Below are 24,346 nucleotides of genomic sequence, written 5' to 3'. Positions count from 1 at the left end.
TTCACTATTCCTATGAGGAGAATAGAAAACACTTAAAATTTATACCTATCTCCAGAGGATCAACCTAACAACTTTCATTGCCAAAATTACTAAATATAATAATGCCTAATGGAGGTTTCGAAGCCTCTTTTAATATCTCTAAAAAGCTTATATTTCCCACACCCATTTATATAACTTCTATATGGCTACCTGGAGAGCTTTAATTGCTGCATTAAGCGCGGTATTTAAAATATTAATCGCAGCATTGATAGCCTGTTGAGCAGTAGCCCGTACTTGGATTTTCAAAGCAAGTGAGGCGTTTTTCAGTACATCCCTAGTTCTTCACGAACTACCAAATTTGACGCAATTTCAGCTGCGGTAGCAGCCCTTACAACAGAACCAGACCATTCCCTACGTGAGTACAGTCCGGAAAGCTTTTTCCAATTCGATTGTATTTTTTCAATACCCGTTCGATCTTCGTATTTTTTACTCGTATATGACATTGGAGCTCCATATCACATAACAGCTTATTCATACGCATGCGCGTTTTTCTGGTGGCACGATTTATTGCGAGAAGAAGGCTGGCATTTGAATTGGCTGATGATTTCCGTTTTCACTGAACTCTCCTCCCTGGAAAAGCACGCATGTGCATTTTTCTGTTTTAACGGGCGTATTATTTCTACACCAAAAGCGCAAAACCATTGATCTTTATGGGGTTACGCTAACAGCAACCGAAAAAATGCGCAACCTCTCTGGAAATACGAGCATGGATTTTCTATTCGACCTTATTATACTGTTTATAAATACAGCTGTTTCAGAAAAAGTAGAACCATGGGTAAACGTCCGTTTTGAGCCAGATCTCTCGTTTCATCAGGCTGACTGGATACAGCCTTCGAGCAGAAAAAACAGACCTCTGCTGATCATGGCCGGCATGGTCGTCTCTGCAAACCCTGCGACGCCAGCATTTTACGGCGGAACAGGCCCATGATCAGGTACAGATACCAGTAGCGGCCCGAGACCGTGCTCGCACACATGGGATTATCGCGTATGTTCATACCCAAGCGCTCACCAGAACCTGACACGCCTGGGGCACGCGGTTTGACTTCTGGCTCTACATTCGTAATCAAGCTGGATCTACAGCTACCAGCGGATTCCCCTATACCTTAGTCATCTTAATCAGTATGTTGAAAAACCGTTGTGGTGCAGCCAGACATGGCCGGTATGTTTATCAGGATGCAATGTCTAGCCATTGCCCTGAGGCTAAAAAACTGTTTCATGCGGTTACACCCCGACCGTTTATTTAACAATAGCAACGCTATCTTGTTGCTATTGAATCAGCCGACCGGGATCGGTCTGTCAATAACAGCCATACCGATATTATTTTCAGTGTATGGGTTAAAACATTGTTTACATGTGTTTAAAGGGTCTGTCTTATGAATAAAACCGCCGTTATTACTGGTGCTACCTCCGGGTTTGGTCTGGCAACAGCCCGTGAATTTGCTGCTGCGGGCTGGAATCTGGTACTCACCGGACGCCGCCAGCAACGACTCGACGAGATAGGCAAAGAGCTGGCGGATAAAACCCAGGTTGCCACACTGGTCATGGATGTCTGTGACTCTGCTGCTGTGCTCAAGGCATTTGATGAACTCGCGGCCCCTTTCGACAAGATTGACCTGCTGATCAATAACGCCGGTCTGGCGCTGGGTACCCAGGGCGCACAGGAGTGTGATCTGGCGGATTGGCATACCATGATCGATACCAATATCAAGGGGCTGACAACGGTAACTCATGCGTTATTGCCACGGCTGATCGAATCCGGCGAAGGCAGCAGCATCATTAATATTGGTTCCATTGCGGGTAGCTGGCCTTATCCGGGCGGCAATGTTTATTGCGGCACCAAGGCGTTTGTTGAGCAGTTTTCGCTGGCCTTGCGTTGTGATCTGGCTGGTACTGGCGTGCGGGTCAGTTGCCTGGCTCCCGGGCTGTCTGAAAGTGAGTTCACTCTGGTCAGAACCGGTGGCGACCAACAGGCTTACGATAATCTGTATAACGGTGCCCATGCTATCCAGCCAGACGATATTGCGTCGACTCTGCTGTGGCTGGCCAACCAGCCGAGCCACCTGAATATCAATACGCTTGAGATTATGCCGGTAAGACAGAGCTGGTCTCCTTTTGCCATCAAACGCGATATCTGACACCGGAATCCAACGGAGATACGTTATGCCACCACTCGATCAATACACCGACGAAGAGATCAAACACTTCGATCAATCTTACGTCTGGCATCATATAACCCCCGGAGCCGCGGCCGCGAAAGGGCTGCCTGTGTTCGTCAAGGGCGATGGTCTGGATTTGTGGGATATCGATGGCAATCACTATCTGGATGCCTCTGCCGGTGGTGTCTGGGTCACGAATGTGGGTTATGGCCGGCGGGAAATTGTGGATGCGATCAGCGCCCAGTTGCTAGAGCTGAATTTCTTTGCCGGTGGTATGGGCAGCAAACCGGCGGCCAGCTTTGCCCATCGCCTGCTGGAAAAGATGCCGGGGATGAACCGGGTGTACTATTCCAGCTCCGGTTCCGAGGCCAACGAAAAAGCCTTCAAGATGGTGCGCCAGATTTCCCACAAATATTATGACGGCAAAAAGAACAAGATTCTTTACCGCGATCGGGATTACCACGGCACCACCATCGCCGCCTTGAGTGCGGCCGGGCAATCCCAGCGCCGGGAACAGTTCGGCCCGTTTGTGCCGGATTTTGTTGAGTTTCCGCACTGCTTTGAATATCGCAACCAGTTTGACGATGCCACCGACTACGGCCAAAAAGCCGCCCAGTTGCTGGAAGATGTTATTCTGCGCGAAGGGCCGGAAACGGTTGGCGCGGTGATTATTGAGCCGATTACCGCCGGGGGCGGCATTATCACGCCACCAGAAGGGTATTTGCAGGCGGTCGACAGAATCTGCAAAAAGCACCATGTGCTGCTGATTATCGACGAAGTGGTGTGTGGCCTTGGTCGTACCGGCCAGTGGTTTGGGTATCAGCATTATGATGTGCAGCCAGATATCGTCACCATGGCCAAAGGGGTGGCGTCCGGGTATGCCGCGATCTCTTGTACCGTTACTACCGAAACAGTGTATCAGGCGCTGCAGGAAGAGAATGCCGCCGATACGATGGGCTACTTCCGTGATATTTCCACTTATGGTGGCTGTCTGGCTGGCCCGGCTGCGGCCCTCGCCAATATGGATATTATCGAGCGCGAAGGCCTGATCGAAAACTGTCAGGTGATGGGTGATCGGTTGATGGCGGGCTTGCAGGCATTAAAAGCCAAATACCCGTTGATTGGTGATGTTCGCGGTAAAGGGCTGTTGTGTGGGCTGGAGCTGGTCGCCGATCCGCACAGCAAAGAACCGGTAGATGAGTCCGTAACCATGCAGTTGGTGGGAGCCTGTAAAAACGCGGGCTTGTTGGTCGGCCGTACCAACCGTTGTTTTGATACGTTTAATAACGTGATTAATATGAGCCCGGCTTTGTGTGTCACCGACGCTCAGATTGACCAGATCCTGGCGATACTGGATCAGGGACTCTCCACCATGTGATCACGCCGCCGTGCCTGTCGGTAATTACCGCTATGCACGGCGGCTTGCCCGTTACCTGTCACAAAAACAAGGACCCTTGCATCCCCAGCAGGTCATCCACGTCATCGCCAGTAAACTGAAAAATCGCAGCGGCAATGGGCCGTAGTTGCTTGTCGATATAGTGCTGATAATCCGGTGCGGCAGTTGGGTAGCTTATGCCGTCGTGCTGGTCGTTCTCTGATATGTCATCCAGCGGCTCCGGGCCTTTGGCGGTGATGCGGTAACGTATCCAGCCACGCCCTTGCTGGTATCTCGGCATCAGGCCGTTCTGTTGTCGCCACTGATCCAGTTTCATTGCTGCCCGGGCATGGGGCGGTATCTGCCGCTGGTACATGGCCAACGGTTGTCGCAAACGTTTACGGTAACTCAGCAGATGGTCCGAGTGCCCCGCCAGCAGATCATCCAGCTGTTGCCGCACCCAGTGAGAATACGGCTGCTGCAGAAAGATTTTCCGGTACAGCTGTTGCTGGAACTGCCGCGCCAGCGGTGTCCAGTCGGAGCGAACCGCTTCCAGCCCTTTGAAGACCATGTGTGGCAGGCCATCGGCATCGTGGATCAGCCCGGCATAACGTTTTTTGCTGCCCGTGTCTGCCCCGCGGATCGAGGGCATAAAAAAGCGCTGATAATGGGTTTCGTATTCCATTTCCAGATAACTCTGGATGCCAAACCGTTGTTGCAGGTTATCTGCCCACCAGCGATTCAAATCACTGGCCAGCTGCTGGCCAATCCGGTCGGCGGCGGCATCGGAGACCGCCGTACGCAAGCAGACAAATACCGAGTCGGTATCGCCATAAATCACTTCGTAGCCTTGTGCCGCAATCCAGTCGGAGCTGGCCTGGATAATTTCATGGCTGCGTTTGGTAATCGAAGCCGACAGCCGGGTATCGTGAAACCGGCAGCCTTCCGATCCCAAAACACCGTAACAAGACGCCATAATGATTTTGATCGCCTGAGACAGCGGCTTGTTGCCTTCTTGCTTGGCGTGTTCCCGGTGTTCGCCCAACCCTCGGATCAGTTCGGGCAAAATATGCTGTTGTTGATGAAAACGCCCACCAAAAAAGCCCGGCACCCAATGGTCATTGGGTAACGCCTGTGTGGCGTCGGTGGCCAGCCCTTCGATCAAGCCCATCGGGTCGATCTTGAAGGTACGGATAATCGACGGGTACAGGCTTTTGAAATCCAGCACCAGTACGTGCTCGAACAGGCCCGGGGTTGAATCCATCACATAACCACCGGGACTTTTTTCGGCCTGATAACCTTCGCCAATATTGGGGGCGATATAACCGGCGCGGTGCAGGCGCGGCAGGTAAAGGTTCTCGAAGGCCGCCACCGAACCGCCCATCCGATCCAGTGCCAGCCCGGTCATCAGGCTGCGTTCGATCGCAAAATCCAGCAGTTTGACCTTTTCGAAGATACGCCAGACCAGATCACAATCCTGCAGGTTATAGGCGCTGAAGGCGGCCAGGTCGGTTTGGTAAAGCTGCTGAATATCATCACCGCGCTGGCTGCCGGTAAGCAGCTTGGAGTCACCTAACAGCTGTTCAGACACCGCATTCAGCGAGAAACTTTCAAACTGGTAGCTGGCTGCCCGGAGCAGTTCGATCCCATCCAGTGCCAGCCGCCCGTCCATATTCACGATAATCCGGTCGGGGGGATTCCGTTGTTGCCGAACCCGCAGGATGCTGCCGTCCCGGCCCCAACTCATGGGGATGGTATGTTCGTGGTATTTTTGCTGCAGCACATCCAGATCGAACTGGATCAGGTTCCAGCCCAGTATCACATCCGGGTCGCTGGCAGCTATCCGGTTGTTGAGGGCGTGTAATACCGATGCTTCGTCCGCTAGCCGGACCAGCTCAGATGGATCTGTTGCCGCTTCTGGTGCGGCACCATGTTGCTCCACCAGCAGCACACACCGGTGCGTTGGTGTCACCAGCCCCACCGAATAGAGTTTCAGCGCTTCTCCCTGCCGTGGAATATTGGTCTCGATATCCAGCGACAGCCAGCGCAAAGTCGGGCGGTAGCTGCCCGGGGTTAAATGGCCACCGCTCAGCCATTGATAGGCAGGGCCAGCGGCCTCTGTGTCTGTGTCGGCAACCGCGGGTAACGCAGATGTCAGCCCGCCCTCTTCGTAATGGATCACCGCGGCACCGTAAATAAAACGCTCCATCAAGTAGCGGTCGGTAATACGCACATCCACTTCGCGACAGGGAATGCCCTGGTTCTGTAGCAAGTTGCGCCAGCGATAGCAGTAGCTGGCGGGCATATAACACGCCGTGACCGCTTGCTGTGTAAAGGTGGTGAGTTCAACCGCTCGACAACGCACAGGCCAACCGAGGGTGTGGGCCATGCGCTCAGCGTCTGCCTGATGGCGACGTTCGATAAAACACACCGCTGGCTGACGTAGTTGCTGGCGTAACGGGCCATTCGGGGTGTGCCACCAGAATACCAGCTCAGAATCCTGGGCTGGGGCGCTATCCGACCAGCTGGAAGTCAGTAGAAAGGCATCAAGCGAACGGCTCATGAAGGATCATCGGTGCAGGTGGGTGTCCAGTTTAATCAACCTGGTTTTGGCTGACTACAACCGATCGGTAACCGGCCGCACCCGGTTCACAGCCAATGCCCAACGAGAGTAAGGGCTATCAGCCGCGGCAAGCGTTCATACCTCCAAGAGAAGGTCACAGAGAAGATCATAGGGAAGGTCATAATGCGCCACTCCCGGCATTCGCCCAAAATAAATGAGAATTATTATTGACACCGATAATGAGAATGACTATTGTTTACTTATCGGCGCTAGAGATAGCAACGGTGTTCACATCACAGCTCAGGTTGTGCGGTGATCTCTCTCATCAAGCTAATCACGGTTGCTTTGCCCCTCTATTTGAGGGGCGTTTTTTTGCCTGCTGTTTATTGCTTCCGTTTATTGCTTCTGATTCCTGCTACTGGCACTTGTGCTTGTTTCCTGTTATCCCGGTCACTCTCGCTATTCCGCACTTGCGCATAACTGGTCATGCCGGCCCTTGGGTATTACCATTCGTGGCTCTGCGTGAGCGGTAGGCGGGCTATTGTCCAGCGGCAGCTGCCGTCCCCTTGCGTCACACCATGTTAACCCGGGGTAATAATGACGATAAATACATGGCGCAGCGTATGCGCTACAGACGCTATTGCCGAGGGTTGCAGTCGAGGTTTTGAGCTGGATGATACGGCGTTACTGGTCGTGCGGCGGGGCGGGCAGTGGTTTGTTTTCCGCAATCAGTGCCCACATCTGGGGATTCGGCTGGAATGGGTTCCAGATCAATTTCTGGATATCGATGGCCATTTTATCCAGTGCAGCACCCACGGGGCCTTGTTTCAGGTTGAGGATGGCCGATGTATCGCTGGCCCCTGTAGCGGCCAGCATCTAACGGGTGTTGCATCGACAATCCGGGACGGCCAGCTGTTGGTACAACTGGATGGATAAATATACCGCCAGCCTGATACCTCGTTTTAACCATCATCTGAACAACCGCTGACGCTGCCGGTTGGCAGCGCCAGCCATCTTGCGGAGCAGACAACAACTCCGTCAGCGGCTTTTAGTTAAACGCATTCTTGAGTGCGCTTTTGCCGGATTCATAACTTTCTTCGGCTACTTCTTTACCTTCGTCATAACTTTCTTTGGCAACATCCTTGCCATTGTCATAACTTTCTTTAACCACTTCTGTGATTGTTTCCTTGCCAGCTTCATAACCTTCCTTGAGGGTTTCCTTGCTGGATTCGTAGCTGTCCTGGGCCATCTCCTTGCCTGCTTCCATTCCTTCTGCCGCCATGCTTTCGCCTTCGTCAGAGCTGTCTGCGACGGCTTCGCTGCTGTCATCGACCTGACTGGCAACGTCTTCTTCGCCACTATCAAACATCGCCTTGCCTTTGCTCACCAGGCTGTCCCACCAGGACGGCTCGTCATCGGCATAAACAGGTGCCGCCAATACGACAGCCAGGCTGGCAACAGAAATCAATCGGGTGGTTACATTCATACAAGTACTCCGGAGTCGTTAATATGTATCCATGGATGCGCCAATACGCTCGTTGCGACTGGCCCGCGGATCGCGAGCAACAGCATAGTCGGAAAAGAGCAATAATTAACGGGGCAAATGTCTTCTTGCTGTTCTTTACATAAACGGCACCAGGCTGGTGTCGCGCAAAATACAGTGATTGGCTGTCGTTTATGGCGCTGTTTTTTGCCGCCGCCCGGCTACTGCGGCGACCCCAATCTGGCTGGAAGCGGCTTATTCCGTCCCCGGAGCCACAGCAGCAGACACAACCGCTATTTCCTGATTGGCTAACAGCTGTAAGCTGGATTGCTCAACATCAAACTGCACTGGCAAGGCCAGCACTTCAACACCACTGTGGATCACCTCGGCCAATGCCGTGGCGTAGTCCGGGTCGATATCCGCCGCTGCGGCAACCCGGGTTATTCCCTCCAGCGCCACACAGAATAACAACAGGCTGCGATGGCCTTGTTGTTGTAGCTGCTGCAGGCGGCGCAAGTGCTTCAAGCCACGCTCGGTGCGGGCATCCGGGAAACAGCCCATGCCGTGGCCCCGATCTTCACGCAGCAGCGTCAGGCTTTTGACTTCGATATACAAATCCGGCAGCCCTTCCCCCTGCAGCAAAAAATCCAGCCGTCCATCCGTCACTTTGGGTTCTCGTTGTACCCGGGTGTAACCCTGGAAGCGCTCAGATATCGTCAGGCTCGTCAGGCTGTCTGGTGGGCTGGCCGGAGCCGTGCCTGGCTCCGCCGTCAATTGGCCCTGCAGAAATTCAGCCACCAGCTGATTGGCTCTGGCGGTATTGATGCAGGCTTTATACAACCCTGCCACTTCAGTCCATTCCCAGCTGTAGCGCAGTTTGCGCCTGGGGTTGGCGCTGTCCCATAACCAGACCCGGCAGCCGGGGTCGGCACAGCCGGTCATGGCACCGGTATTGGCGCAGTGGGCGGTAATTATATCGCCGTTGGCCAGCTCGATATCCGCCAGAAAGCGCTTGTAGCGTTTGATCAAACGGCCGGGAATCAGTGCGGAGCTGTACTTCATCCGCGTGGCACCAGCCAATCTGACAGCCGTTCGACCGCTTGCTTCAGCCGCGCCAGATCGGCGGTAAAGGCAAACCGGATATGGGTCTGGGCCTGATATTCACCAAAATCCACCCCGGGTGTCAGGGCAACACCGGTTTCGCGCAAGGCGCGCAAACAAAACGCCAGACTGTCGTCGGTGAAACGGCTGGCATCGGCGTACACGTATAATCCACCATCCGGTGCTACCGGCACCACAAAACCCAACGCTGGCAAGGCGGTGAGCAGATAGTCTCGGCGTTCAGCCAGAATGTTCCGCCGCTCAGCCAATAGCGCCAGCGTTTCTGGTTCAAAGGCGGCCATGGCAGCGTGTTGGGCCGGGGTTGGCGGTGCCAGAAAGACATTCTGCGCCAGGGTTTCCAGTGTCGGCACCCAGTGCTCCGGCACAACGGCCCAACCCAGCCGCCAGCCGGTCATGCCAAAATATTTGGAAAAGCTGTTAATCACCACGGCGTTGTCGGCAACCGCTAACACGGTTTCCGGGCTGCTGCCGTAATTCAGCCCCTGATAAATTTCATCAACCCATAACTCGCCGCCCAGCCGTTCAGTTGTACTGGCCAATCGAGACAATTCCGTCAGATTCAGGACGGTACCCGTCGGATTCGCCGGGCTGGCCACCAGTGCGGCCCTGGTGGCCGGTGTCCAGTGCTGCTCCAGCATCGCCGGGGTCAGCTGATAACGTTGCTCAGGCCCTGCAGCAATCAGCTGGCCACTGGCTTCAAACAGCCGGGCAAAGTGGCGATTACACGGATAGCCGGGGTCAGCCAGCATCAGCTTGTCGCCGCTTTCCAGTCGGGCGGCAGCCAGTAATAACAAGGCACCGGAAGCGCCGGGAGTCAGCACAATGCGGGACGCCGCAACGCGGATACCAAAGCGCTGTTGATACCACTCGGCAAGCTTTTCGCGCAGTGCTGGCAGGCCCAGCGCCGGGGTGTAGCCGGTTTTGCCCGCCCGTAACGCGCTAAAGGCGGCATCGATCATGGGCGCTGGCGTTGGAAAGTCCGGTTCCCCGACTTCAAGGTGAATAATGTCGTGACCGGCGGCCTGCAAGGTTTGCGCTTCGGTCAGGATCGCCATCACCTGAAACGGGGATATTGCCTGGCTGCGCCGGGTCATGGCGGGCTCGGTTGGTGTCTGGGAAGGTTGGGCGGTGTGTTCCACAAAAGTCTCCTGCATCGAACTCAATAGTGTGACAGAAGCCAGCAATTCGACAAATTGTCGAGCACTAACGCGTCTATTTGCCTGCTGGCGGCTTCGGCCCCATGAAATAGTTGGCGCTCGCGCCGTTATCTGATAGTTTCCCGGCCTTATTATTTTGGCGTCCATGGACATGCCGGATCAGGCCACTGGTCCTTACTGCCATGAGCGCCAAGTGTTCGGTTGATTGAACCCGTTAACCAGGTGAGGCAGCAACACCATGCCGCAAGATAAAAAAGAATTCGCTCTGACAGACTTTACTCCTTACCAGGCGTCCGCGACTGAAGAGTATATGAACGACGCTCAGCTTGAGCATTTCGCAAATATTCTGCGTAAATGGAAACAAGAGCTGATGGAAGAAGTCGATCGCACCAAAGAGCACATGCAAACGGAGCTGAACAATTATGCCGATCCCAATGATCGCGCCAGCCAGGAAGAGGAATTCAGCCTCGAACTGCGGACCCGTGACCGTGAGCGTAAACTCATCAAAAAGATCGATAAAACCATTGAGCTGATCAGCAAAGGTGATTACGGCTACTGTGAAGCCTGTGGTGTAGAAATTGGTATTCGTCGTCTGGAAGCACGTCCAACCGCCGACCTGTGTATCGATTGCAAAACCCTCGCAGAAATCAAAGAAAAACAACTGGGCGTCTGACCCGGTTGTACGCGGCGGGCAATACTTGCCCGCACGTTTCCTGATGCCAAGTGCTTATGCCCTGCTCTGCTGCTGTTTCCGCACACCATCCGGCAACCAGTCCAGTGACTGATTCCGCCACCTCCCGACACGCCTCTTCTGCGCAACTGGCAACCCCACGCACAACAGCTCATAAAGCGGTTTATATCGGCCGTTTTGCGCCGTCGCCTACTGGCCCCTTACATTTTGGATCGTTGCTGGCGGCATTGGCCAGCTATCTGGATGCGCGCCACGCCGGTGGCCAGTGGCATGTGCGTATTGAAGACCTTGACCCGCCGCGGGAAGATCCGGCCGCCAGCCAGCATATTCTCCGCACACTGGAAGCCTATGGCCTGACCTGGGATGGCAGCGTCTGTTACCAGAGTCAGCGTCATGCGGCTTATTCAGACGGTCTGCATCAGCTGGCCGATCTTGGTCTGGCGTTTCCTTGCGGCTGTTCCCGCAAGCAGTTGCAAGGGCGTTTGCATCTGGCAGGCTGCGCCCATCCCCCCAACAAGGAAGCAGGGCAGGATTACGCCTGGCGTTTCCGGGTTGATCCCCAGGCCGCGCCGGTGTGTTTTGACGATCGCCTGCAAGGCCGCTATTGCCTGTCACCCAGCCGTGACATCGGGGATTTTGTAATTCGTCGCCGCGACCAGCTTTGGTCGTACCAATTGGCAGTGGTGCTGGATGACCACGACCAGAGTATCAACCAGATCGTTCGGGGCATTGATCTGATTGACTCGACCCAGCGCCAGCTGTTGATCTATCAGGCGTTCGGTTGGGATGCACCCGGCTACGCCCATATTCCGGTCGCTACCGAACGCAACGGCCAGAAGCTCAGCAAACAGAACCTGGCACTGCCCCTACAACCCGACCACAGCGGCCAGACGCTCTGGCTGGCGCTGGACTGGCTGGGCCAGCAACCACCCGCCACTCTGCAAGGTGCAGGGAATCACACCCTGTTGCAGTGGGCGATCCAACACTGGCAACCCGAACGTTTGCATGGCCGCCACCAGCTGCCTGCTCCGGCGGCGTTTCAACGCCCTGGCAGTAGTGATCCGGCATAAATATCAGCGCGGAAAGGCTTTATGTTACCCTGTCGTCCTTTTTTAGCGTCGCGGTTTTAGCCCGATAACGCAGTGGCCTCGCCGCTGTTGCTCGTGACGGTCACCCGCTCCAGACCAGGAACCTGCCTGATGACGTTCAGCCTCAGTCTGCTCTGCCTGATATTACTTGGCTATCTGGCTCTGCTGTATCTCAGCGCCTACGCTGTCGAGCGCAGCTGGATACCGCGCCGCTGGGTACAACAACCGCTGGTGTATCTGTTGTCGCTGGGGGTATTTGCCAGCGCCTGGGGCTACTACGGCAGTGTCGCGCTGGCGCAGCTGTACGGCTACGGCTACCTGTCTTATTTTGGTGGCCTCGCCGGTGCTTTTTTGCTGACGCCACTGTTGCTGCGGCCGATCCTGCGTATTACCCGCCGCTATCAGCTTAATTCCCTCGCCGATCTGCTGGCCTTCCGCTATCGCAGCCCGTCTGCGGGTGTGCTGGTCAGTATTTGTATGCTGTGTGTGGTGGTGCCGTTACTCAGCCTGCAAATCAAGGCCGTGGCCGATACCCTTGACATTCTCAGCCCGGGCTGGCCGGTGAATTATCTGGCGCTCGGCTTCTCCGCCATTCTGCTGACGCTGGCGGTCCTGTTTGGCGCGCGCCAGATGACCCCCCGTGAGAACCACGAAGGGCTGGTATTTTCTCTGGCGCTGGAGTCCCTGTTCAAACTGATTGCCATTGCCGTGACGACCCTGGTGCTGCTGTTCGATATTATTCCGGCCTCTGTCGGTGGCGACCAATGGCTGCAGTCGATTCATCAATACCTTGCCAGCCGCCCTTCGGGGCCACCCAGTGGCCCCTGGCTAACGCTGTTTTTGATGTGTCTGGCGATTGCGATTGCAATGCCCCATACCTTTCACATTACCTTTACCGAAAACGTCAGCAACCGGGCCTTGCGACTGGCCAGCTGGGCCTTCCCACTGATTTTATTGGCGCTGAGCCTGTCGATACCGCCCTTGCTCTGGGGTGGCATGAACCACCAGCTAACGGTGCCTACCGAGTACTTTGCCCTGGGGCTGGGGCTGGAAACCGGCTCGCCGACCATTACGCTGCTGGTCTTTCTGGGTGGTGTCGCCGCCGCCACCGGTGTCAGTATCCAGATGACGCTGGCCACCACCTCGATGTTGCTGAACCACTTGCTGTTTCCGCACTATCAGCCCAGCCCGAAACACGATTTTTACCGCTGGCTGCTATGGTCACGGCGGTTGCTGATTCTCGGGCTGATTGCGCTGTCGTATCTTTTTTATCAGCTGATGGGCGATACCCTCGACATCAACCGCCTCGGTATTTTGGCCTGCGGGGCCGCAATGCAATTCCTGCCCGGTATCGTCGGCCTGCTGTACTGGCGCGGAGCCAGCCGCACCGGCTTTGTGGTTGGCCTGAGTGTCGGCCTCGGTATCTGGTTGCTGGGACTGCTCTTGCCGCTGTTACTGACCGGCTCCGAGTGGGAGCACTGGTTTATGATTCCCGACGAAAGCAACTGGCACCGCACGGCGCTGCTCAGTGTGCTTGGTAACGCCATGCTGTTTGTTGGCATCAGCCTGACACGCAAACCAGAGGATGCCGAGCTCAGTGCCGCCGATGCCTGTGTGATTGCCGCCCAGCGCCCCAGCATGCAACTGTTGGAAGCCGAAAACTCCAACGACGCCATTCTGACGCTCAGTCGGCCACTGGGCCGCTATATGGCAGAACGTGAAGTGCATCAGGCACTGACCGACCTCGGCCTGCCCAGCTACGAAGACCGGCCGCACGAGTTGCGCCGCTTGCGGGTACGGCTCGAAGCCAACCTGTCGAGCCTGCTTGGCCCCACCGTGGCACAGGATATTATCCGCCGCTATTTGCCACTGCAGGAAGGTACCGAACTCAGTAGCGATATTTATATTATTGAGCAGCGGCTCGAAGGTTTTAATGACCGCCTCTCCGGTATTGCCGGAGAGCTGGACCACCTGCGCCGCTATCATCGCCAAACCCTGGAGCGGTTGCCTATCGGTGCCTGCTCGCTGGCAGAAGATGGCGAAATCCTGCTCTGGAACCAGGCCATGGTTGAGCTGACCGGCCTGGCAGCGGAGCGGGTAACCGGCACCTTGCTGGCGCAATTACCCGAGCCATGGGGTGATTTATTAGGCCGCTTTATTACCACAACCACCCTCCATGAACACAAAAAACGGGTCGATATTGGCTTGCAGCCCCACTGGTACACATTGCACAAATCCATTATCCAGTCGGCCAACCGCCAGCCCGGCGGTATCGTGCTGCTGCTGGAAGACCAGACCGAAACCCAGCTGCTGGAGCGGGAATTGATTCACAGTGAACGGCTGGCATCGATCGGCCGTCTGGCGGCGGGTGTCGCCCATGAAATTGGCAACCCGATCACAGGTATCGACTGCCTTGCCCAAAGCATGGAATACGAAACCGACAACCCCGAGATACACCAGATTGCCCAGCAAATCCGGGAGCAGACCCAACGTGTCAGCCGCATATTGCAATCCATGATGAATTTCGCCCATGCCGGTAATCACGCCACCGAAAACGAAGAAGTCAACCTGCATCACTGCCTGGAAGACGCCATGCAACTGCTGCGGCTGAACAAGCGCAGCCCGGATATCGAGTTCGTTAACCAGAGTGACCCCGAACTGATGGTCATTGGTGATTCCCAGCGCCTGGTACAGGTGTTTATTAATCTGCTAAGCAACGCCCGTGATGCCAGTCAACCTGGGCAACAAGTCATTGCCGATACACTGGCAGACATGCATCAGGTGACTGTTCGCGTTATCGACCAGGGACACGGCATTCCGGCCGATACAATGGAACAGGTATTCGAGCCTTTTTTTACCACCAAGGAAGTGGGGAAAGGCACCGGTCTTGGTCTGGCATTGGTGTACAGTATTATTGAAGAACATTATGGTCAGGTACAGATCGTCAGCCCAGTCAGCGGGAATGCCGGTACTTGTGTTAAAGTCAGCCTCCCGCGTTACCTGCCGGAAAACAGGATGGAAACAAATCTATGAGTCGCATTCTGGTCGTCGAAGACGAAGCCATTATTCGCCAATCGGTACGCAGACTACTGCAGCGTCACCACTACGAAGTCACCGACCTCGATAGTATCGATGCCGCCCGTGAGCACGATCTGAGCACCTTTGATCTGGTGATCACCGATTTGCGCCTGCCCGGTGGCCAGGGCACCGATCTGATAGAACTGGCCGGCACCACCCCGGTTCTGATCATGACCAGCTTTGCCAGCCTCCGCTCTGCGGTCGATGCCATGAAAATGGGAGCGGTTGAGTACATTGCCAAACCTTTTGACCATGGCGAACTGGTCGAAGCCGTCAAATCGATCCTCGACAAGGCCCGTCAATCGCTGACAGACACCTCCGCCGTGACTGCCAGCCAGCCGGCGCCCGCTCAAACCAGCGACAGCAACAAGGCCGGACACAACGACGCCACCGATATCTCCCGCAACAACGGCATTATTGGCAGCTGCGATGCCATGCAAAAACTGTTTCGTAAAATCAGCAAGGTTGCCCCCACCAACGCAACCGTGATGATCAATGGTGAATCCGGCACCGGCAAAGAGCTGGTTGCCAAGGCCCTGCACAACCAGAGCCACCGCGCCGCCGCCCAGCTGATTTCGGTTAACTGCGCCGCCATCCCCGAAACCCTGCTGGAATCCGAACTGTTTGGCCATGAAAAAGGCGCTTTCACCGGCGCTGCCAGCCAGCGTCAGGGGCTGGTTGAAGCCGCCAATGGTGGCACCCTGTTTCTCGACGAAATCGGTGAGCTGCCACTGGAAGCCCAGGCGCGACTGCTGCGGGTACTGCAGGAAAGTGAAATCCGCCGCGTGGGGGCCGTACAAAGTATCAAGGTCGATGTACGCCTGATTGCCGCCACCCACCGTAACCTCAAGGAAATGGCTGCCTGTGGCGAATTCCGCGAAGACCTGTACTACCGCCTGAATGTGGTTGAACTGATCTTGCCGCCGTTACGTGAGCGCGGTGACGACGTGATCGAACTGGCCAGCTTTATTCTCACACGGGCTTGCGAAAAACTCGGCCAACCACCGATGCAATTCGACAGCGGCGCCATCGCCAGCATCAAACAGTACCAATGGCCTGGCAACGTTCGTGAACTGGAAAACGCCGTTGAGCGTTCCGTTATTCTTGCGGAAGATCAGTACGTCAGCGCAGAACTGCTTGGCATTGACCTCTCCCCCGATCGCTACATCAGCTCCGCCATGCGCGAGAACCTGATCGAAAACAACAACAACCCCGCGACCGCCGAACGGGCAGAACACAGCGACCAGGGTGACTTGTCTCTCGACGACTACTTTGTGCATTTTGTGCTGGAAAACGAAGCCAAAATGACCGAGACCGACCTTGCCCGCAAACTCGGCATCTCCCGTAAAAGCCTGTGGGAACGACGCCAGCGCCTGGGCATACCGCGCAAGAAAAAATAACCGCGCTCCACCAACCACGCCTCAAGCAACCGCAGCACCTGGCCGCCACGAAATCGTTCAGGGCGGGCATTCGTGCTGCTAGCTGCCATTGCAGCAGCACACCCCAAACAGCCCACCACCAAAGTGTTACCCCACTACCCCAAACAAGCCGACGGCAACGCTACTCGCGGTAACACACTGAGTAACACCTCGCATCATTACGTAAAAATACCAATATCATTATGGACACCCACCACAACCAAAAAACGTAACCTGATGATTTTAAAGGATAAAAAATAAAATAAAGAAAAAGCCCGTTTATTGGCACACAAATCGCTTTAACCAGCGCAACAACAAGAGCTGGCATCACCACCAATAAAAACAATCAGTGATCTCCAACCTTACGCCGCCAATAACAATAACAATCGGCGAATGAGCGTCAGAACAAAAAAAAATCGTACTCTCTCGCGAACCCCGCATCTGTAAAGATGGCGGGGTTTGTTCTTTTCCGGGCCGCCGTATTTATAACCGGCTCCGTCCATACCAGGCTCTATTTACATCCATCTCTCCGTATCACTCTATCCGTGCCCCCGGCTCCGTCCGTGTCCCTTTGTCTATATTCATACCGGTTCCATTCGTATCCATTTGTCCTTGTCCGCTTCTCCTCCCAAAGAAGTGCTACCGAAGTGTTACGCCATGGCCAATGTGTTACCCAACTCCCCGCTATCAAGGTAACAAATGCCTGTCATTCATGGACATGATGCACCGTGGAATACCTAACTCATTGATATTAAATAAGTTTTATTTCTTGGCACGGTACTCGCTATATTAAACTCAAGAACAAGAGCTGAGGCAGACTATAAAAATAACAAGCTGCACTCAGCCAGCCATCACCGACAATAAAAATAACAAACGGTGATTGAGTATAGGACAGACCATGCTATCCCCCGGAACCCCGCACCTGTAAAGGTGGCGGGGTTTGTTATTTCATCCCTTCTCACTGCGACACCATCACTGCGACACCATCACATCGATTCGCTTAATGCCTGATTCCACTCCATTCAATTTCTGTACAAGCCGGGATCGTGTGTATTCAGGGCATTGGGGCCGTCAGGATTTCCGCGATCGCCCGCCGTAGCGCCCTTGCGATACGGTTGGTGCCGATAATCCATCGATCTGTATGGCCGGTGCCTGGGGTATCCGGCGCTGCTGGTGACTGGTGACTGGTGACTGGTGACTGGTGACTGGTGACTGGCGACTGTTACTGGTGACAGCTGCTGACTGTGCGGCGTAAAAATCGGCTGGTAGCAAAATTAAAAGTTGCATTCTGATTCTTTTCTGGCACGAAAAACCCTCTTTGGCTCAAAGTGTTACCTCGCACACTGGTTGTTACCTTAGACCCCGAAAGCAGGTAACAATCTGGGCCAAATATTGGGGAAATAATTTCCAAAAAATCATAAGCTATTGATTTAAATGGTATTTTAAAAGTTGGCACAGCACCTGCTTTATCTATATCACGAAGCGCAGCGGACAATAAAAACAACAATGCGAAGCGCTTCTCGCAGATGACAATAACAATAACTTCCATCTGCCGTGGCAAGTCTCGATAACAAAAATAACAAGAGATGCGCCCTGTCGGCTGTTTCGAATGAATGGTCTCGCTGATAAAAATAACAACAGGCGATACTGAATATTCAAAAGAGCGGACACCCAGTCCGAGCATTGAGGGACACAATAATAAAAATAGGGCCTCCCAGTAAAAGCCGCCATTGTGCGGCTTTTTTATTGCCTGTTTGACGGATTGATTTATCAATTGTGGCTGACACTGGTAAACTCTTTCGCTTCGTTGCGAGTAACCAAACTGAGCATCAGTGAAGCGCCTAACCAAATTTATCAAAAATATTCTCCAGCCCGACGACGTTGCCGACAACGCCGCGCCTTCCGCCAACCTGCGTGTTATCAGCCGTGATGAGCACAATATCAGTCGCAGCCAGATCAGCGACGCGGCTTTAAAGGTCTTGTACCGGCTCCATAATGCCGGCCACGAAGCCTTGCTTGTTGGTGGTGGTGTACGGGACACCTTACTGGGTCTGTCGCCCAAGGATTTTGACGTCTCCACCGACGCCACGCCGGAACAAGTGAACCAGCTGTTCCGTAATTCCCGCCTGATCGGTCGCCGATTCAAGCTGGTGCATGTGGTGTTTGGCCGGGAAGTTATCGAAGTCGCGACATTCCGCGCCCCTCCTACCGAAGCACATTCCAGCAAGGAAGCCTCTACCGGCGACCAGGGCATGATCCTGCGGGACAATGTCTTCGGTAATCGCGAGGAAGACGCGCTGCGGCGGGATTTCACCATTAATGCGCTGTACTACAATATTGCGGATTTCAGTGTGTATTCCTATGCCGGTGGCTGGGACGACCTGCAAAGCCGCCAGTTGCGCCTGATTGGTGATCCGGAAACCCGTTATCGTGAAGATCCGGTACGGATGCTGCGAGCCATCCGCTTTATGGGTAAGCTCGATTTTGATCTGGAAGCTGATACCGCGGCACCGATTCCCATGCTGGCACCGCTGCTGGAGCAAATTCCTGCCGCTCGCCTGTTTGATGAATTACTGAAACTGTTTCTGGCTGGCAAGGCACTGACCACTCTGCAATTACTGCGTGATCATGGTTTGTTCCGGCATATGTTTCCGGCAACCGAACAGTGTATGCAAGAAGATGAAGTTGCTCGCAATATCGCTGAAAACACCATGCGTAATACCGACACCCGCATTCAGGCTGGCAAGTCGGTTACGCCGTATTTTTTCCTGGCGGCACTGCTGTGGCCTGCTCTGGTAAGAATGCAGCAAGAATTTGAAGCATCCGGTATGGCCCCTCATCCGGCGCTACAGAAAGCCGCTGACCGGGTTTTATCGCAACAGATTCGCCACACCGCCATTCCCAAGCGTTTTTCTATTCCGATGCGCGAAATCTGGGAGCTGCAGTTGCGTCTGCCCAAAATCCAGAGCCGCAAAGCCAAAGAGTTGCTGGCGCATCCTCGCTTCCGCGCCGCTTACGACTTCCTGCTGCTGCGTGAGCAATCCGGTGAAGATTTACACGGTATTGGCGACTGGTGGACCGAGTTACAAAAACGCGAAGGGGTACCCGATACGTCTCGCCATGCCTATCGCGATGAGCCGCAGCGCAAACGCCGCCGCCGCAAACCCCGCAACACATGACACCGGTTACTTGTTACCTCGGGCTGGGGGCCAATCTCGACCAGCCCGCCGAGCAGTTGCGTCAGGCATTAAGCGCCCTGGAGCAGTGTCGCGACATCCAGCTGACAGGCTGGTCGTCGTTTTATCGCAGCAAGCCGGTCGGGCCGCAGGATCAGCCGGATTATGTCAATGCGGTTGCTCGCATAGACACAACCCTGGCACCGCTGGCGCTGCTCGACCAGTTACAGATGATCGAACAACAGCAGGGCCGTGTGCGCTTGCGCCGCTGGGGAGAGCGAACGCTGGATCTTGATATCCTGCTGTACGCCGACCAGTGTATCGACCTGCCACGCCTGTCGGTGCCCCATATTGAGATGTGCAACCGGTTGTTTGTTATCCAGCCCCTGGTCGAGTTGGCCCCGGACGGTCGATTACCCAATGGCACAGCCTTGTCCTCGATACTGGAGACACTGACGGAGCAAGATCAGCTGGTTATCATGACCACCCCCAGTCGCGCCGATCTGCTATCACCCCCGTGACCCTGGCCACGGTGAAATACCCTCATACCATCCTGTTGTCGCGTCATCCGTACGCATAATGGCTTGACGTCTGATACGTCAAAAAATGAGCAGCAGGATCGAACGACCTGTTCCAATAAACAAAAGTTAACCTGCCAATATTGACTTATGATCACCAATCCGCACCATTGGCGACCTGATAGTGGCTTATCCACACGGGAGTAGCACATTGAATCCAGTAACACTTCGTTCATTACAGGCATACAAGGCCCAGCAGCAAACCTTTGCTGTGGTGACCGCCTACGACGCGACCCTCGCGCAACTGGCCGCTGATGCAGGCATTGAAGCCCTGTTGGTTGGTGATTCGCTGGGTATGGTGCTGCAAGGGCAAGACAGCACCTTGCCTGTCACTTTGACAGATATGGTGTATCACACTCGCTGTGTTGCCAATGGCAACCGCCGGGCACAACGACCGGCGCTGATCATGACGGATCTGCCCTTTATGAGCTACGGCACGCTGGAGCAAGGCCTGGCCAGTGCCCGCGCCGTGATGCAAGCCGGTGCCCATATGGTCAAGCTGGAAGGTGATCAATGGCTTGCACCACTGATTGCCAGCCTGGCACAACAGGGAGTGCCAGTGTGTGCTCACCTTGGTCTGACGCCGCAATCAGTCAATAAGTTAGGTGGCTACCGGGTACAAGGCCGTGGTCAGTCGCATGCCGATACCATGGTGGATGCTGCGGTCACTCTGGCAGAAGCCGGGGCTGACATGATTTTACTGGAATGCGTACCGGCCGACCTGGGTAAGCGTATTACGCAGGCCGTCACCGTGCCGGTCATCGGAATCGGTGCCGGCTCAGCAACCGATTCCCAGGTGCTGGTCATGCACGACATGCTGGGGCTGAACCCGAATCATGTCCCGAAATTCGTCAAGAACTTTGCCACCTCAGGACGTACTGTTCCCGAAGCGCTGGCGGCTTATAACGACGAAGTCAAGAATCGTACCTTTCCCTCCCCGGAACATGAGTTTGCCTGATGTCTACACCCACCATGATGACTGTTCACACCGTCTCCGAGCTGCGCCAACAGCTGCGCGCAGCCAAAGCCGCAGGCCATGATATTGGCCTTGTCCCGACCATGGGTAATCTGCACCGGGGTCATATCTCGCTGATCGACGCCGCCCGGCAGAGAAACTGCTTTGTGGTCGCCAGTATTTTTGTCAACCCGCTGCAATTCAACGACCCCAGCGATCTGGAACGTTATCCGCGCACGCTGGAAGCCGATAGCCAACAACTGGCCGACGCCGGATGCCATCTGGTGTTTGCCCCTTCTGTGGCCGAAATGTATCCCCATGGCCAGAGCATCCAGACCCATGTCCACGTACCCGGGGTGTCTGCCGGGTTGTGTGGTGGCAGTCGTCCGGGCCACTTTGATGGCGTCGCCACCGTCATATCCAAACTGTTCAATATGGTACAGCCGGATCTGGCGTTTTTTGGTGAGAAAGATTTCCAGCAGGTTGCGGTGATTCGGAAAATGGTCGAAGACCTCAATATTCCGGTATCACTGGTGCCAGTACCAACGGCTCGCGCCAGCGATGGGCTGGCACTCAGTTCCCGTAACGGCTATCTGACCGATGCTGAACGACAGGCGGCACCACAGCTGTATCGCACGCTGACCCGAATCGCCCAGGGCCTGCAAGCCGGTGAAGCCTTGCCCGGATTACTGCAGCAGGCCGACCGTGACCTGCAGCAACAAGGGTTCATCAGGGACTACATCGAAGTACGTGATGCCGATACACTGGCCGAACTGGACACCAGCGAGTTAGCCAAAGCCACCAGAATCGTGATCCTGGCTGCCGCCTCGCTTGGCAAAGCCCGGCTGATCGATAATATTCTGGTGTCATTGAATACCGATTTTGATTAGGGCATACTCCCGCCCCCTTGCATCAATCGTGCAATTATTGGCCGATCTGGCGAGGGAAATCCCCGGTTTCGGCGTCGTTCCAAGTGCGTCGAACCGCAGTACTCTTAAGGGGTTACCATGCAATCCATTATGCTGAAAGCCAAACTTCACAAAGCCTGTGTGACACACTCAGTGCTTAATTACGAAGGTTCCTGCGCCATTGATGGCGCTCTGTTGGATCTCGCCGGTATGCGCGAATTCGAACAGATCCAGATCTACAACATCAGTAACGGCAAACGCTTCACCACCTATATCATTCGGGCGGAAGACGGCTCTGGCATGATTTCAGTGAACGGGGCAGCCGCGCACATGGCTGACGTTGGTGATCGGATTATCATCTGTACCTTCGGTAATTTTGACGAAGCAGAACTGGCAACGTACAAACCCAAAATGGTGTATATCAACGCTGATAACACCGCCAGCCATACCAGCTTCGATATTCCTGTACAGGTCGTCTGACCTGCCCGGCCACCTCCCGTGGTGGCCGATTCTTTTACTGGCGATTTGTCCGCCACGGTGTTTTTCCCTGCTGCTCTCTACCGCCTATGTGTCGTTATCTTCGATATGGGCATCTTCTCTGTTGCTTCTCTGTCCGGCTCTTATTCCCGTTGATATAACGCCGACCAAAGTACTTATGCGATTTTTTGCTGACCATGAAGCAGTTCCGTATACTCCTCACAGACCATATGGACATTGAAGGAAGCTTTATGACCCTGGCCAGTAGCCTGACCCAGTCCGATACCTGGAAAACCCTGCAGCGCCATTACGGCGAGATCAAAGACCAGCACATGCTTGACTGGTTCGCTGCCAACCCGAACCGCTTTGATGATTTTCATCTGAACGCTGCCGGTTTGAGTCTCGACTACTCCAAAAACCGTGTCACCCAAGAGACCCTGAGCCACCTGTTACAACTGGCGGAGGAACGCCAGTTACCGGCCAAAATCAACGCCATGTTTGAAGGCGAAGCGATTAACCGCAGTGAAAACCGCCCCGCCCTGCATACCGCCTTGCGTAACTTCAGTGACCGGCCAGTGATGGTGGATGGCACCGATATCATGCCGGAAGTACGCGACACGGTACGGCGAATGGAAGAATTCTGCTGGAAAATTCGTCGTAACCAATGGCGCGGCTACAATAACGCGCCGTTTACCGACGTGGTGTCCATTGGCATCGGAGGGTCATTTCTGGGGCCAAAACTGGCGTCCAATGCCCTCAAGCCGTATTCCGACAGCGGCCTGAATGTGCACTACCTGGCCAACATTGACGGCACCCATATCACCGAGATTCTCAAACATCTGAATCCGGCGACGACGCTGTTTATTATCCAGTCCAAATCCTTTGGCACCCAGGAAACCCTGAAAAACGCTCTGGCTTGCCGTCAGTGGTTTCTCAGCAATGGCGGCTGTGAAAAGTATTTGTGTCGGCATTTTGCGGCGGTTTCTTCCAACGTTGAAAAAGCGATTGAATTTGGTATCGCCGAAGAAAACATCTTCCCGATGTGGGACTGGGTCGGCGGCCGTTATTCACTCTGGTCAGCCATTGGCCTGCCGCTGGCGCTGGCGATTGGTATCGACAACTTCCGCGATATGTTGCGTGGCGCTCACCATATGGATGAGCATTTCCGTACTGCGCCACTGGCGCAGAACATGCCCGTTATCATGGCCTTGCTCGGTATCTGGTACGTCAACTTTTTTGGTGTCAATTCCCACGCCATTCTGCCTTACGACCATTATTTGCGCAGCCTGCCCGCGCATTTACAGCAGCTGGATATGGAAAGTAACGGCAAGTCCGTCACTCTCGACGGCCAACCGGTGGATTACCATACCGGCCCGGTGATCTGGGGCGGCGTTGGTACCAATGGCCAGCACGCCTTCCACCAGTTGCTGCATCAGGGCACGCATTTTTCTCCTTGCGACTTCATCATGCCGATGTGCAGTCACAACCCCATCGATAACTTCCATGCCATGCTGGTATCCAACTGCCTCAGCCAAAGCCAGGCGCTGCTGCAAGGCAAAACAGAACAGGAAGCCATCGCCGAACTGATGACCGAAGGCAAAACAGATGCCGAGGCCAAGGCCCTGGCGAAGCAGAAAGCCATCAACGGCAATCGCCCCAGCAATACCCTCTACTTCCCCAAAACAACGCCGCAAAGCGTCGGTGCCCTGATCGCCCTGTACGAGCACAAGGTGGCCGCCCAGGGCATGATCTGGGGGTTGAACTCCTTTGATCAGTGGGGAGTTGAACTGGGTAAAAAACTCGGCAGCAAGGTATTGGATGCCCTGGAATCCGATACCATCCCGGATACCTTTGACAGCTCCACCAGCGGTCTGATTGAAGCCTTCCATTGCATGCAGTCGAAACTTTGATCAGCGGCTGCGTTATGTCCTGACATGACGCAGCCGGAAGGTATTTTTCCGGCGATTGCCACGGTCCCGGTCGCGACAGTTGCCACGGTTAGCGCTAAACTGTGCGGGTTTATATCTTCTAAGACAGGCCATACTCGAGGGTATCGAGGGTCTGTCGTTCCCATTGGAATAA

The 24,346-nt window shown here is 54.8% G+C and carries 19 protein-coding genes; 14 read left to right on the top strand and 5 right to left on the bottom strand.

Going from position 1 to position 24,346, the window contains the following annotated elements; translation table 11 throughout:
* Nucleotides 1–625 precede the first annotated feature (625 nt).
* The 3 genes from Q8W32_RS12535 to Q8W32_RS12525 all read left to right on the top strand — a co-directional run bounded on the left by Q8W32_RS12535 (nucleotide 626) and on the right by Q8W32_RS12525 (nucleotide 3,573).
* Nucleotides 626–967 carry a hypothetical protein gene (locus Q8W32_RS12535; RefSeq protein WP_305415186.1) on the top strand — a complete coding sequence of 114 codons (342 nt, stop codon included), beginning with the start codon at nucleotides 626–628 and terminating at the stop codon, nucleotides 965–967.
* Nucleotides 968–1,412: 445 nt separating this feature from the next.
* Nucleotides 1,413–2,174: an SDR family NAD(P)-dependent oxidoreductase gene (locus Q8W32_RS12530; RefSeq protein ID WP_303434242.1), complete on the top strand. Its 762-nt coding sequence runs from the start codon at nucleotides 1,413–1,415 to the stop codon at nucleotides 2,172–2,174.
* Between the two features lie 25 nt (nucleotides 2,175–2,199).
* Nucleotides 2,200–3,573: an aspartate aminotransferase family protein gene (locus tag Q8W32_RS12525; protein ID WP_303434241.1), complete on the top strand. Its 1,374-nt coding sequence runs from the start codon at nucleotides 2,200–2,202 to the stop codon at nucleotides 3,571–3,573.
* 58 nt (nucleotides 3,574–3,631) lie between these two features.
* Here the strand turns inward: Q8W32_RS12525 and Q8W32_RS12520 are convergent, their stop codons facing one another.
* Entirely contained in the window at nucleotides 3,632–6,133 is a 2,502-nt protein-coding gene (locus tag Q8W32_RS12520; protein ID WP_305415185.1) for a DNA polymerase II, read from the bottom strand.
* Between the two features lie 597 nt (nucleotides 6,134–6,730).
* Here Q8W32_RS12520 and Q8W32_RS12515 point away from each other — a divergent pair.
* On the top strand, nucleotides 6,731–7,069 hold the full coding sequence (locus tag Q8W32_RS12515) for a Rieske (2Fe-2S) protein (protein ID WP_305415183.1): 339 nt from the start codon (nucleotides 6,731–6,733) through the stop codon (nucleotides 7,067–7,069).
* Between the two features lie 112 nt (nucleotides 7,070–7,181).
* Here Q8W32_RS12515 and Q8W32_RS12510 read toward each other — a convergent pair whose 3' ends face one another.
* The 3 genes from Q8W32_RS12510 to Q8W32_RS12500 form a co-directional block, all read right to left on the bottom strand.
* Entirely contained in the window at nucleotides 7,182–7,619 is a 438-nt protein-coding gene (locus tag Q8W32_RS12510; RefSeq protein WP_303434238.1) for a hypothetical protein, read from the bottom strand.
* Nucleotides 7,620–7,871: 252 nt separating this feature from the next.
* Nucleotides 7,872–8,678, bottom strand: coding sequence for a DNA/RNA nuclease SfsA (locus Q8W32_RS12505; protein ID WP_305415182.1), 807 nt, complete (start codon nucleotides 8,676–8,678; stop codon nucleotides 7,872–7,874).
* The gene (locus Q8W32_RS12500) at nucleotides 8,675–9,877 is read right to left on the bottom strand and encodes a pyridoxal phosphate-dependent aminotransferase (protein WP_370693686.1); all 1,203 of its coding nucleotides are present in this window, start codon (nucleotides 9,875–9,877) and stop codon (nucleotides 8,675–8,677) included. Before Q8W32_RS12500 ends, Q8W32_RS12505 begins: the two co-directional genes overlap by 4 nt.
* A gap of 256 nt (nucleotides 9,878–10,133) precedes the next feature.
* On the opposite strand from Q8W32_RS12500, the gene dksA reads away from it, so the two are divergent.
* The 4 genes from dksA (at nucleotide 10,134) to Q8W32_RS12480 (ending at nucleotide 16,152) form a co-directional block, all read left to right on the top strand.
* Nucleotides 10,134–10,568, top strand: coding sequence for an RNA polymerase-binding protein DksA (dksA, locus tag Q8W32_RS12495; RefSeq protein ID WP_303434236.1), 435 nt, complete (start codon nucleotides 10,134–10,136; stop codon nucleotides 10,566–10,568).
* A gap of 104 nt (nucleotides 10,569–10,672) precedes the next feature.
* Entirely contained in the window at nucleotides 10,673–11,656 is a 984-nt protein-coding gene (gluQRS, locus tag Q8W32_RS12490; protein ID WP_305415181.1) for a tRNA glutamyl-Q(34) synthetase GluQRS, read from the top strand.
* Between the two features lie 129 nt (nucleotides 11,657–11,785).
* Entirely contained in the window at nucleotides 11,786–14,707 is a 2,922-nt protein-coding gene (locus Q8W32_RS12485) for an ATP-binding protein (RefSeq protein WP_303434234.1), read from the top strand.
* Entirely contained in the window at nucleotides 14,704–16,152 is a 1,449-nt protein-coding gene (locus Q8W32_RS12480) for a sigma-54 dependent transcriptional regulator (protein ID WP_305415178.1), read from the top strand. The genes Q8W32_RS12485 and Q8W32_RS12480 overlap by 4 nt, the downstream gene beginning before the upstream one ends.
* 1,240 nt (nucleotides 16,153–17,392) lie before the next feature.
* Here Q8W32_RS12480 and Q8W32_RS12475 read toward each other — a convergent pair.
* Entirely contained in the window at nucleotides 17,393–18,028 is a 636-nt protein-coding gene (locus tag Q8W32_RS12475; protein ID WP_305415176.1) for a hypothetical protein, read from the bottom strand.
* On the opposite strand from Q8W32_RS12475, the gene pcnB reads away from it, so the two are divergent.
* From pcnB to pgi, 6 genes are all read left to right on the top strand, one after another.
* Complete coding sequence (gene pcnB, locus Q8W32_RS12470) at nucleotides 18,003–19,349, top strand: polynucleotide adenylyltransferase PcnB (protein ID WP_303434231.1); 1,347 nt, start codon at nucleotides 18,003–18,005, stop codon at nucleotides 19,347–19,349. The two genes, Q8W32_RS12475 and pcnB, sit on opposite strands and share 26 nt — an antisense overlap.
* A complete protein-coding gene (folK, locus tag Q8W32_RS12465; protein ID WP_305415174.1) occupies nucleotides 19,346–19,867 on the top strand; it encodes a 2-amino-4-hydroxy-6-hydroxymethyldihydropteridine diphosphokinase in 522 nt (173 codons plus the stop codon). The genes pcnB and folK overlap by 4 nt, the downstream gene beginning before the upstream one ends.
* A 208-nt stretch (nucleotides 19,868–20,075) precedes the next feature.
* A complete protein-coding gene (gene panB / locus Q8W32_RS12460) occupies nucleotides 20,076–20,882 on the top strand; it encodes a 3-methyl-2-oxobutanoate hydroxymethyltransferase (RefSeq protein ID WP_303434229.1) in 807 nt (268 codons plus the stop codon).
* On the top strand, nucleotides 20,882–21,769 hold the full coding sequence (panC, locus tag Q8W32_RS12455) for a pantoate--beta-alanine ligase (RefSeq protein ID WP_370693685.1): 888 nt from the start codon (nucleotides 20,882–20,884) through the stop codon (nucleotides 21,767–21,769). Before panB ends, panC begins: the two co-directional genes overlap by 1 nt.
* A gap of 117 nt (nucleotides 21,770–21,886) precedes the next feature.
* Complete coding sequence (panD, locus tag Q8W32_RS12450; RefSeq protein WP_303434228.1) at nucleotides 21,887–22,267, top strand: aspartate 1-decarboxylase; 381 nt, start codon at nucleotides 21,887–21,889, stop codon at nucleotides 22,265–22,267.
* A gap of 248 nt (nucleotides 22,268–22,515) precedes the next feature.
* On the top strand, nucleotides 22,516–24,174 hold the full coding sequence (gene pgi / locus Q8W32_RS12445) for a glucose-6-phosphate isomerase (RefSeq protein ID WP_303434227.1): 1,659 nt from the start codon (nucleotides 22,516–22,518) through the stop codon (nucleotides 24,172–24,174).
* The last annotated feature ends 172 nt before the right edge of the window (nucleotides 24,175–24,346 follow it).

The organism is Oceanobacter sp. 3_MG-2023, from assembly GCF_030688925.1.
GTDB lineage: Bacteria > Pseudomonadota > Gammaproteobacteria > Pseudomonadales > Oceanobacteraceae > Oceanobacter.
The sequence above is the reverse complement of the archived record's forward strand: the minus strand, read 5'-3'. Positions and strand labels throughout refer to the sequence as shown.

Bases quoted from the DNA above. Each gene is read 5' to 3' on its own strand.
- Q8W32_RS12530 (WP_303434242.1), top strand. From the start codon at position 1,413: ATGAATAAAACCGCCGTTATTACTGGTGCTACCTCCGGGTTTGGTCTG.
- Q8W32_RS12525 (WP_303434241.1), top strand. From the start codon at position 2,200: ATGCCACCACTCGATCAATACACCGACGAAGAGATCAAACACTTCGAT.
- Q8W32_RS12520 (WP_305415185.1), bottom strand. From the start codon at position 6,133: ATGAGCCGTTCGCTTGATGCCTTTCTACTGACTTCCAGCTGGTCGGAT.
- Q8W32_RS12515 (WP_305415183.1), top strand. From the start codon at position 6,731: ATGACGATAAATACATGGCGCAGCGTATGCGCTACAGACGCTATTGCC.
- Q8W32_RS12510 (WP_303434238.1), bottom strand. From the start codon at position 7,619: ATGAATGTAACCACCCGATTGATTTCTGTTGCCAGCCTGGCTGTCGTA.
- Q8W32_RS12505 (WP_305415182.1), bottom strand. From the start codon at position 8,678: ATGAAGTACAGCTCCGCACTGATTCCCGGCCGTTTGATCAAACGCTAC.
- dksA (WP_303434236.1), top strand. From the start codon at position 10,134: ATGCCGCAAGATAAAAAAGAATTCGCTCTGACAGACTTTACTCCTTAC.
- Q8W32_RS12485 (WP_303434234.1), top strand. From the start codon at position 11,786: ATGACGTTCAGCCTCAGTCTGCTCTGCCTGATATTACTTGGCTATCTG.
- Q8W32_RS12480 (WP_305415178.1), top strand. From the start codon at position 14,704: ATGAGTCGCATTCTGGTCGTCGAAGACGAAGCCATTATTCGCCAATCG.
- folK (WP_305415174.1), top strand. From the start codon at position 19,346: ATGACACCGGTTACTTGTTACCTCGGGCTGGGGGCCAATCTCGACCAG.
- panC (WP_370693685.1), top strand. From the start codon at position 20,882: ATGTCTACACCCACCATGATGACTGTTCACACCGTCTCCGAGCTGCGC.
- panD (WP_303434228.1), top strand. From the start codon at position 21,887: ATGCAATCCATTATGCTGAAAGCCAAACTTCACAAAGCCTGTGTGACA.
- pgi (WP_303434227.1), top strand. From the start codon at position 22,516: ATGACCCTGGCCAGTAGCCTGACCCAGTCCGATACCTGGAAAACCCTG.